Consider the following 14,909-nt stretch of genomic DNA (forward strand, 5'->3'; position numbering starts at 1 on the left):
CACGCATGAACCGCGTCGTCGTCACCGGCATGGGCGGCATCACGCCGCTGGGCCACGACTGGGCCACGATTTCCGCACGGCTGCGCCAACGCCGCAACGCGGTGCGCCGCATGCACGAATGGGATTACTTCGACGCGCTGAACGGCCGCCTCGGCTGCCCGGTGGACGACTTCGCGCCGCCACCCTGGCCGCGCCAGAAGACCCGCTCCATGGGTCGCGTCTCGCAGTTCGCGGTGGCCGCCAGCGAGCACGCGCTGCGCGACGCCGGCCTGCTCGGCGACGCATCGATCCGCGACGGCCGCATGGGCGTGGCCTACGGCTCATCGGGCGGCAGCGTGGAGCCGGTGCGCGTGGTGGGGCGCATGCTGGAGACCGGCTCGATGCAGGGCATCACCGCCACCAGCTACATCCAGACCATGGCGCATACCACGGCGGTGAACGTGGGCGTGTTCTTCGGCCTGCAGGGCCGCGTCATTCCCACCTCCAGCGCCTGCACCTCGGGCAGCCAGGCCATCGGCTACGGCTACGAGGCGATCCGCTACGGCAAGCAGAAGCTGATGCTGTGCGGCGGCGCCGAGGAACTCTCCGGTCCCGGCGCCGCGGTGTTCGACACGCTGTTCGCCACCAGCACGCGCAACGACGAGCCGCGGCTCACCCCGCGCCCGTTCGACGCGAAGCGCGACGGCCTGGTGGTGGGCGAAGGCGCCACCACGCTGATCCTCGAGGAATACGAACACGCGAAGGCGCGCGGCGCCACGATCTATGCGGAAGTGGTCGGCTTCGGCTGCAACTCCGACGGCGCCCACATCACCCAGCCCACCGCCGGGACGATGGCGGTGGCGATGCGCCTCGCGCTGGAAGACGCGCAGCTGCCAGCCGGCGCCATCGGCTACGTCAGCGCCCACGGCACCGCCACCGACCGCGGCGACGTCGCCGAAAGCCACGCTACCGCCGAGGTGCTGGGCGCGCGCGTGCCGGTCGGCGCGATGAAGAGCTACGTGGGCCACACGCTGGGCGCCTGCGGCGCGCTGGAGTCGTGGTGGGCGATCGCGATGATGCGCGACGGCTGGTTCGCGCCCACGCTCAACCTCGACGAACCTGCGCCCGACTGCGCCGAACTGGATTACCTGACGGGCGAAGGCCGCACCATCGCCACCGAGGTGGTGATGAACAACAACTTCGCGTTCGGCGGCATCAACACCTCGCTGATCTTCAGGGCGGTCGCTTGATGCACCTGCGCGACGCCCATGGCCTGCCGCGCGTGGCAGTCACCGGCATGGGCGCGGTGAGCTGCGTGGGCGCGGGCATCGCCGCGCTGCTCGACGCGTTGCGCACGCGCCGCCACGGCCTGCGCCGCATGGACGCCTTCGCCGCGCTGGGCATGCGCGGCACGGTGGGCGGCCCGGTGGACGAGGCGGCGCTGCCGCCGGAGCCACCGCGCAAGCTGCGCCGCTTCCTTCCCGCCCCGGCGCTGTACGCCTGGCATGCGGCCAACGAGGCGCTGGCGCAGGCCGGCCTGCCTGTTGCGCGCCTCGCCGGACCCGACTGCGGCCTGGTGCTGGGCGGCGGCGCGGCGCTCAGCGAGCACGAGGCGGCGCTGGCCAGCCATCGCGCCCGGGGCATCGCGAAACTCTCGCCCTTCCTCGTGCCGCGCGGCATGAGCAGCGCGCTGTCGGCCGGCCTCGCCCAGGCCTTCGGCATCGGCGGCAGCAGCTACACGATCAGCTCGGCCTGCACCAGTTCGGCGCACGCGATCGGCCATGCGATGGAGCTGATCCAGCTCGGCCGGCAGCACGTGGTGATCGCCGGCGGGGCCGAGGAACTGCACCCCAGCACCGCGATGTGGTTCGACGCGATGGGCGCGCTGTCGCCACAGGGCGAGCCGGCACGCGCCTCGCGCCCGTTCCATCGCCAACGCGACGGCTTCGCGCTGGCCGCGGGCGCCGGCGTGCTGGTGCTGGAGTCGCTGGAGCATGCACAGGCGCGCGGCGCCCGCGTGCTGGCGGAACTCGCCGGCTACGGCAGCGCCACCGATGCGGCCAGCATGGTCGGCCCCGCTGCCGACGGCATCGCCCGCGCGCTGCGCCAGGCGCTGGACCGCGCCGGCACGTTGCCGGGCTACGTCAACGCGCACGCCGGCGGCACGCAGGGCGACCTCGCCGAATGGCAGGCCATCGCCACCGTGTTCGCCGAGCGCGGCATGCCGGTGCCGCCGATCTCCTCGATCAAGGGGCTGCTGGGCCACGCGCCCGGTGCCGCCGGCGCGCTGGATGCGATCGCCTGCCTGCTGATGCTGCAGCACGGTTTCCTCGCCGCCGGCGCGCCGCTGGGCGATCCCGACCCCGCCTTCGCCGGCGCGCCCTTGCTCGCGGCGAACCGCGAGCAGCGCATCGACGCCGCGCTCAGCAGCAGTTTCGGCTTCGGCGGCAGTTGCGCCGCGCTGCTGTTCCGCCGCCCGGCGGAGGGCGCCGCATGATCGCGTTCCGCCTCGAAGGCTGGCGCGCCTGGGCGCCCGGGCTGGACAGCGCGTCCGACTGGCAGGCCTGGGCGCAGGCCCCGCAAGTCGTGCCCGACGACGCCCAGGCGCAGCCCGCCTGCGCCTTCCTGCCCACGCTGCAACGACGCCGGCTGAGCCGGCTCGCGCGGATGACGCTGGGAACGGCGTGGCCGCTGTGCGGCGACGCCGAGCAGTTGCCCTTCGTGTTCGGCTCGCGGCACGGCGAAACGCCACGCACCTGGCAGTTGCTCGGCGAGGTCGCCGACGGCCGGCCGCTGTCGCCCACCCAGTTCGGCCTCTCGGTGCACAACGCCATCGCGGGCCAGTGGTCGATCCTGCGCGGCCAGCGCGGCGAGTCGGTGGCCATCGCCGGCGAAGCCGACACCTTCGAGCACGCGCTGCTGGAAGGCGCGCTGCAGCTGGTCGCCGGTGCGCCTTCGGTGCTGCTGGTGGTGGCCGAGGAGCTGCCGCCGCCGGCCTACGCGCAGTGGATCGCGGACGTGCCGTTCTCCTATGCTGTGGCGCTGCGACTGGGGAAGACCGATACAAGCACGGAAACGCCCGCCGGCGGCGACTGGCAGTTGCGCCTGGGGCGCGGCCATGGCGATGCGCCCTGCGCCTGGCCGCACGCGCTGGATTTCCTGCGCGCCCTGCTCGCCCGCGAAACCGCGTTTCAACACACCTGGAAGGCACGCCGATGGAACTGGCAACGTACCCGCTGAACCAACGCCGCGATGCCTGGGCGTGGCGCCTGGTGGCCACCGGCGCCAGCTTCGTGCTGTTCGGCGTGGGCGGGCTGCTGCTGCGCGTGCTGGTCCTGCCCGTGCTCGGCATCCTGCCCGGCGACACGCTGGCCAGGCGCCGCCGTGCGCGTGCGGCGATCAGCAAGGCATTCTGGCTGCACGTGCAGTTCATGTACCGCACCCGCGTGCTGGACTTCGTGATCGACGGCACCGAGCGGCTGGGGCGCCCCGGCCAACTGGTGGTGGCCAACCATCCCTCGCTGATCGACGTGGTGTTCCTGGTCTCGCAGATCCGCGACGCGAATTGCGTGGTGAAGCAGGGGCTGTTCGGCAACCCGTGCACGCGCGGCCCGGTGCGCACCGCGCAGTACATCGGCAACGACGGCAGCATGGAGATGCTCGAACGCGCCGCCGACGTGCTGCGCGAGGGCCAGTGCCTGATCGTGTTTCCGGAGGGTACGCGCACCGTGCCGGGCCAGCCGCCGCGGTTCCATCGCGGCGCGGCGGCCATCGCGCTGCGCGGCGCACGCACGGTGACGCCGGTGTTCATCACCGTCGAGCCGCCCACGCTGACCAAGGGCCGGCCGTGGTATCACATTCCGCCTTGCCGCTTCCGCGTGCGCCTGCATGTGGGCGCGGACATCGATCCGGCGTCGTTCAATGCCGATGCGCCCATGCCGATCGCCTCGCGCCGCCTCAACGACCACCTGCACCAACTCTTCCTCAGGGAGCTCGCCGCCTCGTGAACGCCTCGACCCATACCGCGCTGGAGCAGGAGATCGCCCAGCTCGTCATCGACACGCTGAACCTGGAAGACCTCGCCGTCGCCGACATCCCGCCGCAGCAGCCGCTGTTCGGCGAAGGGCTGGGGCTGGATTCAGTGGACGCGCTGGAGCTGGCGCTGGCGCTGCAGAAGCGCTACGACATCCGCATCGCCTCGGACGACAGGGACGCGCGCCGGCATTTCGCCACCGTGGCCAGCCTCGCCGCCTTCGTCGCCAGCCAGCAGGCCGCATGCGCAAGCTGATCGCCATCCTGCTGCCGCTGCTCGGCGTCCTGTATCCGTTCCTGGTCTACTTCGGGATGGAGACGGTGCCGCCGCACGTGTTCGCGCTGGTGCTGGCGGCGGCGTGGCTGCTGCGCGCGCCGTTCCTGCTGCGCGAGCCGGGCGGCCGCTGGATGCTGATCGTGGCGCTGGCCTATTGCGCGCTGCTCGGCGTCAGCGGCGAATCCTCGCTGCTGCGCTGGTATCCCACCCTCATCAGCCTGTTCCTGCTGCTCACCTTCGGGCTCAGCCTGGTCTATGGGCCGCCCGTGGTGGAACGCATCGCCCGCGTGCGCGAACCGGACCTGCCCGACGCGGCGATTCCCTACACGCGCAAGGTCACCTGGGTGTGGGTGGGCTTCTTCGTGTTCAACGCCGCGATGTCGGCCGCGCTCACGCTGTGGGCGCCGCTGAAATGGTGGACGCTGTACAACGGCCTGATCGTGTACTTCATCATGGGCCCGCTGTTCGTGGGCGAATGGCTGCTGCGCAAGCGGCTGCGGGTGAACGCATGAGCGCGCGGCGCACCGGTCCCGCGATCCTCGACGAGCGGCGCGACGGCGACGAATGCACGCTGCAGCTGCAGGTGCCGGACGACCTTGCGTACTTCCCCGGCCACTTCCCGCAGGCGCCGGTGCTGCCCGGCGCGGTGCAAATCGCCTGGGCGTTGCAATTGGCCGCGTCGCGCCTCGGCACTGCGCCGCGGTGCCGCGAGATGGAGGCGCTGAAGTTCCAGCGCCTGCTGCAGCCGGGCGGCCAGGTGACGCTGGCGCTGCGCCACGACCGCGCGCGTGGCAAGCTGCATTTCGCCTATCGCGCAGGCGAGACCGCGTACTCCTCCGGCCGCCTCGTGCTGGAGCCGCACGCATGAACGAGGCGCAGCTGGCCACGCGGCGGCACTGGTCCGCGCAGCGCGAACGCGGCAGCCTGCTGCTGATGCGCTTCACCGCCTTCGTGGCGCGCTGTTGCGGGCGGCGCCTGCTGTCGCCGCTGCTGCACCTGATCGTGCTGTACTTCTTCCTCACCGGGCGCCGCGCGCGGCGCAGCATCCACGAGTTCTACGAACGCCTCGCCGCGTCGAGCGGCCGCGCCGGACTTCGCCCCACCCCGCGCCGCGTGTTCGCGCAGTTCATGGCCTTCGCCGACTGCCTGCTGGATCGCCTCGACGTGTGGCGCGGCGCGCTGCGGCTGGAGCAGGTGCGCCTGCTCGATCCCGACGGCCTGCGCGCGCAGCTGCTGGCGAGCCGCCACGGCGGGCGTGGCCAGCTCCTGGTCGGCACCCACCTCGGCAACCTCGACGTCTGCCGCGCGCTGGCCGAGCTGGGCGAACAGGTGCCGCTGAACGTGCTGGTGCACACGCACCACGTCGCCCACCTCAACCGCCTGCTCGGCGAGGCGGGCGAGCAGCGCCTGCGGCTGATCCAGGTCAGCGAGCTGGATGCCGCGCTGATGCTCGACCTCTCGCAGCGCCTGGACCGCGGCGAATGGCTGGCGATGGCCGGCGACCGCGTGCCGCTGCACGAGGGGCGCCGCATCGCGGTGGATTTCCTCGGCCGCCCCGCCCCGTTCGCGCAGGGACCGTGGCTGCTGGCCGGCCTGCTCGGCTGCCCGGTGAACCTGATGTGCTGCATCAAGCGCGAGGGCCGCTACGAGATCCGGTTGGAACGCTTCCTCGACGCGCCCGCGTGGGAACGCGGCCAGCGCGATGTGGCCATCACCGGCTGGGCGCAGCGCTACGCCGACCGCCTCGCCGAGTGGTGCCTGCTGGCGCCGCAGCAGTGGTTCAATTTCTATCCGTACTGGGACGCCACCGATGCGTAGCGCCGGCGTATTGCACGCGGACGTCGAAGTCACCGTGCCGTTCTTCGACGTCGATTCCATGGACGTGGTGTGGCACGGCCACTACGTGAAATACCTGGAAGTCGCCCGCTGCGCCCTGCTCGACCGCATCGGCCACGACTACACGCAGATGAGGGCGGCCGGTTACGTGTGGCCGGTGATCGACCTGCAACTGCGCTATGCCCGTGCCGCGCGCTTCGGCCAGCGCCTGGTGGTGCGCGCCGACCTGGTCGAATGGGAGAACCGGCTGAAGATCCACTACCTCATCAGCGACGCCGCCAGTGGTGAACGGCTGACCCGCGCCAGCACCGTGCAGGTGGCGGTAAGCCTTGCCGACGGCGTGATGCAGCTGGTCTCGCCGGCTGCGATGATCGAAGCGGTAGAACGCTGTATTTCTTGCAATCGTCCATGATTGCGAAAGTCAAACGGGCGGCCATCCATGACCGAACGGCTGTATTTCCGGCGATCATCCACGATCGCGAGGATCAAACGGGCGGCCATCCATGGCCGCACGGCTGCATTTCCGGCGACCATCCACGATCGCGAGGATCAAACGGGCGGCCATCCATGGCCGCACGGCTGCATTTCCGGCGATCATCCATGATCGCGAGGATCAAACGGGCGGCCATCCATGGCCGCACTCTTCAATAAGAGCCCATGACTTACGCTAGCCCTACCTACGTCGAAGAAACCCGCCTCGGCTTCCGCTTCCTCGCCACCCACACCTGGCAGCACCACGTGCTGCGGGTGGCGATCAACGACCTGAAGCGCCTGCTCGGCGAGCCGCTGCCACGCGGCGGCGTGCTGCTCGATGCCGGCTGCGGCCAGGGCAAGTCGTTCCGCCTGTTGCAGGCGGCCTTCGCCCCTGACCGGCTGATCGGGCTGGACGCCGATCCGCACAGCCTGGCGTTGTCGCGTGCCGAGGCGCAGCGCGAAGGCATCGCGGTGGAGCTGATCGCCGCCGACTGCGCGCACATCGACCTGCCCGATGCCAGCGTGGACGTGCTGTTCTGCCACCAGACTTTCCACCACCTGGTCGAACAGGAACGCGCGCTGGCCGAGTTCTGGCGCGTACTGAAGCCCGGCGGGCGGCTGCTGTTCGCCGAGTCCACCAAGGCCTACATCGACAGCTGGGTGATCCGCTGGTTCTTCCGCCACCCGATGCACGTGCAGAAGAGCGCCGACGGCTACCTCGCGATGCTGCGCGCGCAAGGCTTCCGGTTCGACGATGCCAACGTCTCGCTGCCGTATCTCTGGTGGAGCCGGGCGAAGGACTTCGGCCTGCTCGAACGCTGGGGCCTGCGCGCACCGCCGCCGCCCGGCCAGCGCGAGGAGACCCTGGTGAACGTGGCCGCCCGCAAGCCGGCGCAGGCATGAGCGCGACCTGTCTCAACGCACTGGGCGTGGTCTGCGCGCTGGGCGCGGGCAAGGCCGCGGTGGCGGAAGCGCTGTTCGCCGGCGACACGCACGGCCTGCGCACGGAGCCCGGCTGGATCCCGGAACACGCGCCGCCGCTGGGCGCGGTGCGTACGCCACTGCCCTCCATCCCCGGGCCACTGGCGGCCACGCGCGACAACCGCTGCAACCGCCTGCTGCTGGCCGCGGCGCAGGAGATCGAAGCCGAGATCCGCACCGCCATCGCCACGCATGGCAACGCGCGCGTCGGCGTGGTGCTGGGCACCAGCACCGGCGGCATCGAGGAGGCCACCCACGGCCTCGCCGCGTATCGCCGCGACGGCGCCTGGCCGGCGGATTACCGCTATGCCCACCAGGAGCTGGCCGGTCCCGCCGAGTTCCTCGCCGAATGGCTGGAGCTGGCCGGCCCCTGCCACGTGATCTCCACCGCCTGCACCGCCGGCGCGCGCGCCCTCATCAGCGCGCAGCGGCTGCTGCAGACCGGCCTCTGCGACGCGGTGCTCTGCGGCGGCGTGGACACGCTGGCGCGATTGCCGCTGAACGGTTTCCACGCGCTGGGCGCGGTGGATGCCGCACGCTGCAATCCGTTCTCGCGCGAGCGGCGCGGCATCAACATCGGCGAGGCCGCCGCGCTGTTCCTGATGACGCGCGAGCGCGGCCCCGTGCAATTGCTCGGCGCGGGCTCGAGTTCGGACGCGTACCACATGTCCTCGCCCGACCCGGAAGGCCTGGGCGCCCGGCAGGCGATGCGCGCCGCCCTGGCGCAGGCCGGGCTGGAACCCGCGCAGATCGACTACCTGAACCTGCACGGCACCGCCACCACGCACAACGACGCGATGGAGGCGCAGGCGGTGGCCGCGGTGTTTCCGCACGGCGTGCCCTGCTCCTCGACCAAGCCGCTCACCGGCCACACGCTCGCCGCCGCCGGCGCGCTGGAAGCGGCGTTCTGCTGGCTCAGCCTGCGCGATGGCCGGCTGCCGCCGCAGCGCTGGGACGGCGTGGCCGATCCGGGGCTGCCCAGGCTTCGCTTCACCGAAACCGGCGCGCACCTGGCGGGCGACCCACCGCACCGGCTGATGAGCAGTTCCTTCGCCTTCGGCGGCAACAACGCCTGCCTGATCCTGGGGGACGCCACGTGACGGCCTGGCCCATCGCCGAGCTGCTGCCGCACGCGGGCGAGATGGTCCTGCTCGACGCCGTGCTGGAACACGGCCCCGAACATGCCGTGTGCAGCCGCCGCGTCCCGGCCTCCGGCCTGTTCCACGATGCGGATGGCACGCTGCCCGCGTGGATGGGCGTGGAGCTGATGGCACAGGCCATCGCCGCCTGGGCCGGCTGCCAGGCCAGGGAGGCAGGCGAACCGGTGCGGCTGGGCTTCCTGCTCGGTACCCGCCACTACACCTGCAACGTGGCCGCGTTCGCGCCGGGCAGCGAGCTGCGCATCGAGGCGCGGCGCGACTTCCACGACGACGGCGGCATGGGCGTGTTCGCCTGCCGCATCGAGGCGCCCGGCGTGCTGGCCGAGGCACGGCTCACCGTGTTCAGCCCGCCCGACGCCAGCGCCCTGTTCCAGTCACCTGCCACGGAACCCTGACATGGCCGACACCATCCTGGTCACCGGCTCCAGCCGCGGCATCGGCCGCGCGATCGCGTTGCGATTGGCGCAGGCCGGCCACGACCTCGTCCTGCACTGCCGCGCGAAGCGCGACGAGGCCGAGGCGGTGCGCGCGGACATCGAGGCCATGGGCCGCGCCGCGCGCGTGCTGCAGTTCGACATCGCCGACCGCGAAGCCTGCCGCGCCGCGCTGGAAGCCGACGTGGCACGGCACGGCGCGCCCTACGGCGTGGTGTGCAACGCCGGGCTCACCCGCGACGGCGCGTTCCCCGCGCTCTCCGACGAGGACTGGGACCGCGTGCTGCGCACCAACCTCGACGGCTTCTACAACGTGCTGCATCCGCTGGTGATGCCGATGATCCGCCGCCGCGCGCCGGGCCGCATCGTCTGCATCACCTCGTTGTCCGGACTGATCGGCAACCGCGGCCAGGTCAACTACAGCGCGTCGAAGGCCGGCGTGATCGGCGCGGCCAAGGCGCTGGCGGTGGAACTGGCCAGGCGCAGGATCACCGTGAACTGCGTGGCACCGGGCCTGATCGACACCGACATGCTGGACGCCGACGTGCCGGTGGAGGACATCCTCAAGGCCATTCCCGCGCAGCGCGCCGGCACGCCGGAGGAAGTCGCCGCCGCGGTGGCCTTCCTGGCCAGCTCCGAAGCCGGCTACATCACCCGCCAGGTGCTCGCCGTCAACGGCGGCCTGTGCTGAGCGCGGCGAACCATGGCAGCATGCCGGTTCCGCGCACCCTTCACGACGGTTGCCCACCCAGCCCACCCAAGGAGACAGAAACGCATGAAAGCACTCACTCTCGGCCTCGCCGCCTTGCTCCTGGCCGTTCCGGCCGCCGCCATGGCCAGTGACAAGGTGATCCACCTGTCGTTCGAGAACGGCGTGGCGGCTGCGCAGAAGGCCGGCCTGATCGACGGCAGCGTGAAGTTCTACCTGGCCGGCAGCGGCCCGCAAGGCAAGGTGGTCAACGACAACGTCACCATCAACCGCAAGACCAATGCCTTCGGCAAGAGCGACGAGGAAACCTGCAACCACGTGCTCGCCACCGATCTCATCTACCTGCAGAACGAGGCCACGCAGGCCGGTGCCAACGCCGTGACGGACATCGTCAGCAACTACAACGACACCCAATTCAGCGACGGCCAGAACTACGAATGCCACAAGGGCTTCCTGATGTCCGGCGTCGCGCTGAAGGCCAGGCTGGTCAAGCTGCCCTGAGCGTCGACCCGCCCGAAACCCGATGAACGGGACGCCGGCCATGCGCCGGCGTTTCCGTTTCGCGCCGGGGACTTGATGCGCCGCGGAACCGCCTGCACTGCCGGCACGCTATCATTTGCGTCCCGATTCCCCTGGAATGCCGTCCATGCGTCCCTTCCCGCTAGGCGAAGAAATCGACCTGCTGCGCGACACCGTGCACGCGTTCGCCGAGAAGGAGATCGCCCCGCGCGCCACCCAGATCGACCACGACAACCTGTTCCCCGCCGACCTGTGGCGCAAGTTCGGCGAGCTGGGCCTGCTCGGCATGACCATCCCGACCGAGTACGGCGGCACCGGCATGGGCTACCTCGCGCACATGGTGGCGATGGAGGAAATCTCGCGCGCGTCGGGCTCGGTGGGCCTGTCCTACGGCGCGCACTCCAACCTGTGCGTCAACAACATCTTCCACAACGGCAACGAGGCGCAGCGCAAGAAGTACATCCCGAAGCTGTGCTCGGGCGAGTACGTGGGCGCGCTGGCGATGAGCGAGCCCGGCGCCGGTTCCGACGTGGTGGGCTCGATGAGCTGCAAGGCCGAGCTGCACGGCGACACCTGGATCGCCAACGGCTCGAAGATGTGGATCACCAACGGCCCCGACGCCGACGTGCTGCTGGTCTACATGCGCACCGCGCCGCGCCCCGCCGGCAGCCGCTGCATGACCGCCTTCATCGTCGAGAAAGGCATGAAGGGTTTCAGCACCGCGCAGAAGCTGGACAAGCTCGGCATGCGCGGCTCGAACACCTGCGAGCTGGTGTTCGAGGATTGCGAGATCCCCGCCGGGAACATCGTGGGCGAGGTGAACGAAGGCGTGCGCGTGCTGATGAGCGGCCTGGACACCGAGCGCCTGGTGCTCTCCGGCGGCCCGATCGGCCTGATGCAGGCGGCGCTGGACCTCACCCTGCCCTATGTGCGCGAGCGCAAGCAGTTCAATGCGCCGATCGGCACCTTCGAGATCATGCAGGCCAAGGTGGCCGACATGTACACCGCGCTGCAGTCCTCGCGCGGCTTCGCCTACATGGTGGCGCAGCAGTTCGACGGCGGCGTGAAGTCGCGCATCGACCCCGCCGCCTGCCTGCTCAACGCCTCGGTCAATGCGGTGAAGGTGGCGCTGGAGGCGATCCAGTCGCTGGGCGGCAACGGCTACATCAACGAATTCCCCGCCGGCCGCCTGCTGCGCGACGCCAAGCTGTACGAGATCGGTGCCGGCACCAACGAGATCCGGCGCATGCTGATCGGCCGCGAGCTGTTCCACGGCAAGGCGTGACCGCGCGCATCCGGCAACGGTAGGAGCGGCTCCTACAATGCCGCCGCACTGCGGATCGCCGCACCCTCGGTGCGGTGCATGTCGAACACCAGCACCTCGTTGTCGCCGGCCTTGAGCCATGGCGCGGGGCAGTACAGCCGCTGCTGCGGGCCCAGGTTCCAGTAGCGGCCCAGCAGGTGGCCGTTGACCCACAGGTAGCCCTTGGCCCAGTCCGCCATGTCGAGGTAGCAGTCGCCGGGCTGCGCGAGTGGGAACCTGCCCTTGAAGAACACGCCGGGGCGCGTCGGCTTGCCGCGCAGCGGCCTGAGCCCGGCCAGCCAGGCATCGCCCAGCGGCAGGCTCACCGCCTCCCAGCCTTCCTGCGGCTTGCCGTCGAGCCGCACCTCGCCGACGAGGCCCTTGCGGTCGGCCATGGCCTGGCCGTAGCCCACGTGGCCGAAGCTGTCGATCAGGATTTCCAGTGGCGCCTCGCCCTTGGTCGCCGGCAGTTGCACCGTGTTGCCGGCGTGCAGCCTCGGATGCTGCATGCGCGAGACGTAGTCGACATAGTGGCCGCCGTGGAACACCGTGGCGTAGTCGCGCACACCGTCGACGACCAGTTCGCCACCACCCTGCACCTGGCGGCGATACAGCACCATGCCGTGGTCCTGGCCGAACAGCAGTTCGTTGGGTTGCGGGCGTCGCACCGGCTTCGCGGCGGGCAGGTTGTCCCACAGCGCAGCGTGCGGCTGCGGCGTGAACGGCGCGAAGCCCGTCATCGGCGGCGTGGGCGGCAGCTCGGGCAATGGCTGCGCCGTGTGCGCGGCGAGCAGCTTGCGGAAGACGTGGTAGTCCGCCGTCGGCGCACCGTGCTCGTCGATCGGCGCGCCGTAGTCGTAGCTGGTAATGACGGGCTGGAAATTCGAATAGTCGTTGTCGGCATTGGCGCCCGCGCCGAAGCCGAAGTTGCTGCCGCCATGCACCACGTACATGTTGAACGAGCGGCCTTCGGCCAGCAGCGTGGCCAGCGTGCCAGCGAAGTCACCGCGCGAGAAATCCTTGTCGCCCCAGTGGGTGATCCAGCCGGGATAGCCCTCGCCCATCCACACCGGCATCTCGCCGGCGATGGACTGCGCGCCCGCGAAATCGGTGTCGCCGTCCAGGCCCAGCGCGGTGCCGGGCAAATAGGTCTTCTGCTTGCGGACCTGGCCCAGCCCGTCGGAGATCGAGAACGGCCCGTGCACGCCGTGCTGTTCCCACAACGCGCGGATCGCCTGGAGGTAGCCGAGGTCGTGGCCAAACGAGGCGTATTCGTTCTCCACCTGCACCATCAGGATCGGCCCGCCGCTGGCAGCCAGCAGCGGCTTCAACACCGGCGCGATGGTGGCGACGTAGCGGCGCACCGCGGCCATGTAGCCGGCGTCGTCTTTGTCGCGCACGCGGATGTGCGGATGGCGCAGCAGGTACGGTGGCAGGCCGCCGTAATCCCACTCGCCGCAGATGTAGGGACCGGGGCGCAGGTACACCCACATGCCCTCTTCCTGGCAGGTGCGGATGAACTTCGCGAAGTCGCGGCTGCCGGTCTCGAGGTCGAACACGCCCGGTTCGGATTCCAGCGCGTTCCACATCAGGTAGATGGAGATCGTGTTGAGCCCCATCGCCTTCGCCATGCGGATGCGCTGGCGCCAGTACCCGGCGGGGATGCGGATCGGGTGCATCTCGCCGCTGCGGATCTGGAACGGCTTGCCGTCGAGCAGGAAGTGTTGTGCGGAAAATTCGAAACGATGCGGCCGGCCATCCGGCCTGATGCCGACCATAGCCGCGGCGGCACGCGCACTGCCGATGCGCCACCCGGTGCCCAGGGCCAATGGAGTCAGCACGCTCAGGCGCAGGAAGGTTCGACGTTGCATGCGTACTCCTCGTTGGACGTCGTCAGTGGCGGCTGTGCGGCCAGCGCACCTGCAGGGGGTTCGACCAGCGCATCGAATAATCATACAAATATGACTGCCAGGCACGGAAGCCGGGCATGTCACCCTGTGACCAGGCGGAGCCGGAAGCGAAGCGGATGCTGTCGCCGTCGGCCACGTCGAACAGCGCCCAGGCCGCGTCATGCGAGACCGCGTAGCGTGCGGTTTCGCCCGGCGCCAGCAGCAGCGCGGTGGCGATGCGGCCGGCGCTGGCTTTCTGCGGCATGTCCCACACAGCGATCCGCATGGCACCGTCATGCACGAGATTGGCACCCGCATGCACCGCCACGCCAGCGGCCACGGTAGCGCGCGGCGCGCCTTCGATGCGGTAGCTCACCATCTGCCGGTTGAGATGCGAACCGGCGTCCAGCGTGACGACCTTGTGCTGATGAAACAGCACGTTGCCGACGTGCCACGCCGGATAGTCCACCTCGAAGCGCAGCCGCACCGGCCCCAGCGCGGTGATGCGCACCCGCAAGGCATTGCGCGAGGCCACCGGCGCGCCATCCAGCCAGCCCGCGGTGCCGCCGTCGCCGGGCGTGTGGCCCACGTCGTAGCTGTCCAGGCCGTCGCCGTGGTCGATGTGGTACGACATCGAGGGATCGTTCAAACGCTGCCCTTCGGCGTCGCGCCTGTACCAGGCATCGACCACGTGCCGCGGCGGGCGCTTCGACCACACGTCGATGCCTGGGAACACCTGGCCGGTCTTTTCCAGCGCAGTCCCGTAGATGCGGTACGCCACCTGCTCGTTTTCCCAGGCGAAATCGTCGGCGCGCTCGGGCACGAGGCGTGCGAACAGCGGATTCGGCGTTGCCGGCATCGCAGCGGGCGCGGGGAGGATCTCCAGTTGCTCGGTGGCCTTCGGCGCGATGTCGAGTTGCACCAGCAACCGGTCCGGCGTGGCCCCGCCATCGCTGGCATACGCCTGCACGGGCAACCAGGCGGCACTGCCTTCGACGCGTGCGGCCAAGGCGCGCGAGCGCCACTGCGGCCGCCGTTGCAGCACCTCGGCCAGGGGCAGCGACAGCACTTCGCCATGGCGGGCCAGCGCGAGCGGGTTGCTCACCGCCAGTTCCAGCGGCGCCGATGAAGCCGGTGCTGCATCCGCCGCGGCCAGCCAAAGTGCCGCCAGCAGCGCGATGCCGCCCCCGATGCCGCGTGCCGCCCCCGCCATGCCCGATCTCGCCCGACAGAAAGAATTCGAAAGTTTCAAAAGTTATTGAAACTTTTTGAAACTCTAGCCTAAGCTCGACCCGGCCCACAACATGCCCAGATCC

Annotated in this window: 18 protein-coding genes; 16 read left to right on the forward strand and 2 right to left on the reverse strand. The window is 70.3% G+C overall.

Going from position 1 to position 14,909, the window contains the following annotated elements; all coding sequences use genetic code 11:
* The first annotated feature begins 5 nt into the window (after positions 1-5).
* From ABQJ56_RS06095 to ABQJ56_RS06170, 16 genes are all read left to right on the forward strand, one after another.
* Positions 6-1,229: a beta-ketoacyl-ACP synthase gene (locus ABQJ56_RS06095; protein ID WP_367844102.1), complete on the forward strand. Its 1,224-nt coding sequence runs from the start codon at positions 6-8 to the stop codon at positions 1,227-1,229.
* Positions 1,229-2,476: a beta-ketoacyl-[acyl-carrier-protein] synthase family protein gene (locus tag ABQJ56_RS06100; protein ID WP_367844103.1), complete on the forward strand. Its 1,248-nt coding sequence runs from the start codon at positions 1,229-1,231 to the stop codon at positions 2,474-2,476. Before ABQJ56_RS06095 ends, ABQJ56_RS06100 begins: the two co-directional genes overlap by 1 nt.
* Positions 2,473-3,219: a beta-ketoacyl synthase chain length factor gene (locus tag ABQJ56_RS06105; protein WP_367844104.1), complete on the forward strand. Its 747-nt coding sequence runs from the start codon at positions 2,473-2,475 to the stop codon at positions 3,217-3,219. Before ABQJ56_RS06100 ends, ABQJ56_RS06105 begins: the two co-directional genes overlap by 4 nt.
* Positions 3,195-3,986, forward strand: coding sequence for a lysophospholipid acyltransferase family protein (locus tag ABQJ56_RS06110; RefSeq protein ID WP_367844105.1), 792 nt, complete (start codon positions 3,195-3,197; stop codon positions 3,984-3,986). The genes ABQJ56_RS06105 and ABQJ56_RS06110 overlap by 25 nt, the downstream gene beginning before the upstream one ends.
* The gene (locus ABQJ56_RS06115; RefSeq protein WP_367844106.1) at positions 3,983-4,267 is read left to right on the forward strand and encodes a phosphopantetheine-binding protein; all 285 of its coding nucleotides are present in this window, start codon (positions 3,983-3,985) and stop codon (positions 4,265-4,267) included. Before ABQJ56_RS06110 ends, ABQJ56_RS06115 begins: the two co-directional genes overlap by 4 nt.
* Complete coding sequence (locus ABQJ56_RS06120) at positions 4,255-4,800, forward strand: COG4648 family protein (RefSeq protein ID WP_367844107.1); 546 nt, start codon at positions 4,255-4,257, stop codon at positions 4,798-4,800. The genes ABQJ56_RS06115 and ABQJ56_RS06120 overlap by 13 nt, the downstream gene beginning before the upstream one ends.
* The gene (locus ABQJ56_RS06125; RefSeq protein WP_367844108.1) at positions 4,797-5,156 is read left to right on the forward strand and encodes an ApeI family dehydratase; all 360 of its coding nucleotides are present in this window, start codon (positions 4,797-4,799) and stop codon (positions 5,154-5,156) included. The genes ABQJ56_RS06120 and ABQJ56_RS06125 overlap by 4 nt, the downstream gene beginning before the upstream one ends.
* Positions 5,153-6,106, forward strand: a complete 954-nt coding sequence (locus ABQJ56_RS06130; protein WP_367844109.1) for a lysophospholipid acyltransferase family protein — start codon at positions 5,153-5,155, stop codon at positions 6,104-6,106. Before ABQJ56_RS06125 ends, ABQJ56_RS06130 begins: the two co-directional genes overlap by 4 nt.
* Entirely contained in the window at positions 6,099-6,536 is a 438-nt protein-coding gene (locus tag ABQJ56_RS06135) for an acyl-CoA thioesterase (RefSeq protein WP_367844110.1), read from the forward strand. The genes ABQJ56_RS06130 and ABQJ56_RS06135 overlap by 8 nt, the downstream gene beginning before the upstream one ends.
* A gap of 27 nt (positions 6,537-6,563) precedes the next feature.
* Positions 6,564-6,728 (forward strand): hypothetical protein, encoded by a 165-nt coding sequence (locus ABQJ56_RS06140; RefSeq protein WP_367844111.1) that lies wholly within the window; start codon positions 6,564-6,566, stop codon positions 6,726-6,728.
* A gap of 53 nt (positions 6,729-6,781) precedes the next feature.
* The gene (locus tag ABQJ56_RS06145) at positions 6,782-7,501 is read left to right on the forward strand and encodes a class I SAM-dependent methyltransferase (protein ID WP_367844112.1); all 720 of its coding nucleotides are present in this window, start codon (positions 6,782-6,784) and stop codon (positions 7,499-7,501) included.
* The gene (locus tag ABQJ56_RS06150; protein WP_367844113.1) at positions 7,498-8,679 is read left to right on the forward strand and encodes a beta-ketoacyl-[acyl-carrier-protein] synthase family protein; all 1,182 of its coding nucleotides are present in this window, start codon (positions 7,498-7,500) and stop codon (positions 8,677-8,679) included. Before ABQJ56_RS06145 ends, ABQJ56_RS06150 begins: the two co-directional genes overlap by 4 nt.
* Positions 8,676-9,134: a hotdog family protein gene (locus ABQJ56_RS06155; protein ID WP_367844114.1), complete on the forward strand. Its 459-nt coding sequence runs from the start codon at positions 8,676-8,678 to the stop codon at positions 9,132-9,134. The genes ABQJ56_RS06150 and ABQJ56_RS06155 overlap by 4 nt, the downstream gene beginning before the upstream one ends.
* 1 nt (position 9,135) lies before the next feature.
* Entirely contained in the window at positions 9,136-9,864 is a 729-nt protein-coding gene (fabG, locus tag ABQJ56_RS06160; RefSeq protein ID WP_367844115.1) for a 3-oxoacyl-ACP reductase FabG, read from the forward strand.
* Positions 9,865-9,948: 84 nt separating this feature from the next.
* The gene (locus ABQJ56_RS06165; protein WP_367844116.1) at positions 9,949-10,383 is read left to right on the forward strand and encodes an excinuclease; all 435 of its coding nucleotides are present in this window, start codon (positions 9,949-9,951) and stop codon (positions 10,381-10,383) included.
* Positions 10,384-10,528: 145 nt separating this feature from the next.
* Entirely contained in the window at positions 10,529-11,686 is a 1,158-nt protein-coding gene (locus ABQJ56_RS06170; protein WP_367844117.1) for an isovaleryl-CoA dehydrogenase, read from the forward strand.
* Positions 11,687-11,718: 32 nt separating this feature from the next.
* On the opposite strand, the gene ABQJ56_RS06175 is transcribed toward ABQJ56_RS06170, so the two are convergent.
* Positions 11,719-13,575, reverse strand: coding sequence for a beta-galactosidase (locus ABQJ56_RS06175; protein ID WP_367844118.1), 1,857 nt, complete (start codon positions 13,573-13,575; stop codon positions 11,719-11,721).
* Between the two features lie 22 nt (positions 13,576-13,597).
* Positions 13,598-14,806, reverse strand: coding sequence for a DUF4861 family protein (locus ABQJ56_RS06180; RefSeq protein ID WP_367844119.1), 1,209 nt, complete (start codon positions 14,804-14,806; stop codon positions 13,598-13,600).
* Positions 14,807-14,909 lie beyond the last annotated feature (103 nt).

The organism is Rhodanobacter geophilus (genome assembly GCF_040812275.1).
Lineage (GTDB): Bacteria > Pseudomonadota > Gammaproteobacteria > Xanthomonadales > Rhodanobacteraceae > Rhodanobacter_A > Rhodanobacter_A geophilus.

Bases quoted from the DNA above. Each gene is read 5' to 3' on its own strand.
- ABQJ56_RS06110 (WP_367844105.1), top strand. From the start codon at position 3,195: ATGGAACTGGCAACGTACCCGCTGAACCAACGCCGCGATGCCTGGGCG.
- ABQJ56_RS06130 (WP_367844109.1), top strand. From the start codon at position 5,153: ATGAACGAGGCGCAGCTGGCCACGCGGCGGCACTGGTCCGCGCAGCGC.
- ABQJ56_RS06120 (WP_367844107.1), top strand. From the start codon at position 4,255: ATGCGCAAGCTGATCGCCATCCTGCTGCCGCTGCTCGGCGTCCTGTAT.
- ABQJ56_RS06105 (WP_367844104.1), top strand. From the start codon at position 2,473: ATGATCGCGTTCCGCCTCGAAGGCTGGCGCGCCTGGGCGCCCGGGCTG.
- ABQJ56_RS06135 (WP_367844110.1), top strand. From the start codon at position 6,099: ATGCGTAGCGCCGGCGTATTGCACGCGGACGTCGAAGTCACCGTGCCG.
- ABQJ56_RS06165 (WP_367844116.1), top strand. From the start codon at position 9,949: ATGAAAGCACTCACTCTCGGCCTCGCCGCCTTGCTCCTGGCCGTTCCG.
- ABQJ56_RS06125 (WP_367844108.1), top strand. From the start codon at position 4,797: ATGAGCGCGCGGCGCACCGGTCCCGCGATCCTCGACGAGCGGCGCGAC.
- ABQJ56_RS06140 (WP_367844111.1), top strand. From the start codon at position 6,564: ATGACCGAACGGCTGTATTTCCGGCGATCATCCACGATCGCGAGGATC.
- ABQJ56_RS06175 (WP_367844118.1), bottom strand. From the start codon at position 13,575: ATGCAACGTCGAACCTTCCTGCGCCTGAGCGTGCTGACTCCATTGGCC.
- ABQJ56_RS06180 (WP_367844119.1), bottom strand. From the start codon at position 14,806: ATGGCGGGGGCGGCACGCGGCATCGGGGGCGGCATCGCGCTGCTGGCG.
- ABQJ56_RS06150 (WP_367844113.1), top strand. From the start codon at position 7,498: ATGAGCGCGACCTGTCTCAACGCACTGGGCGTGGTCTGCGCGCTGGGC.
- ABQJ56_RS06145 (WP_367844112.1), top strand. From the start codon at position 6,782: ATGACTTACGCTAGCCCTACCTACGTCGAAGAAACCCGCCTCGGCTTC.
- fabG (WP_367844115.1), top strand. From the start codon at position 9,136: ATGGCCGACACCATCCTGGTCACCGGCTCCAGCCGCGGCATCGGCCGC.
- ABQJ56_RS06100 (WP_367844103.1), top strand. From the start codon at position 1,229: ATGCACCTGCGCGACGCCCATGGCCTGCCGCGCGTGGCAGTCACCGGC.
- ABQJ56_RS06170 (WP_367844117.1), top strand. From the start codon at position 10,529: ATGCGTCCCTTCCCGCTAGGCGAAGAAATCGACCTGCTGCGCGACACC.
- ABQJ56_RS06095 (WP_367844102.1), top strand. From the start codon at position 6: ATGAACCGCGTCGTCGTCACCGGCATGGGCGGCATCACGCCGCTGGGC.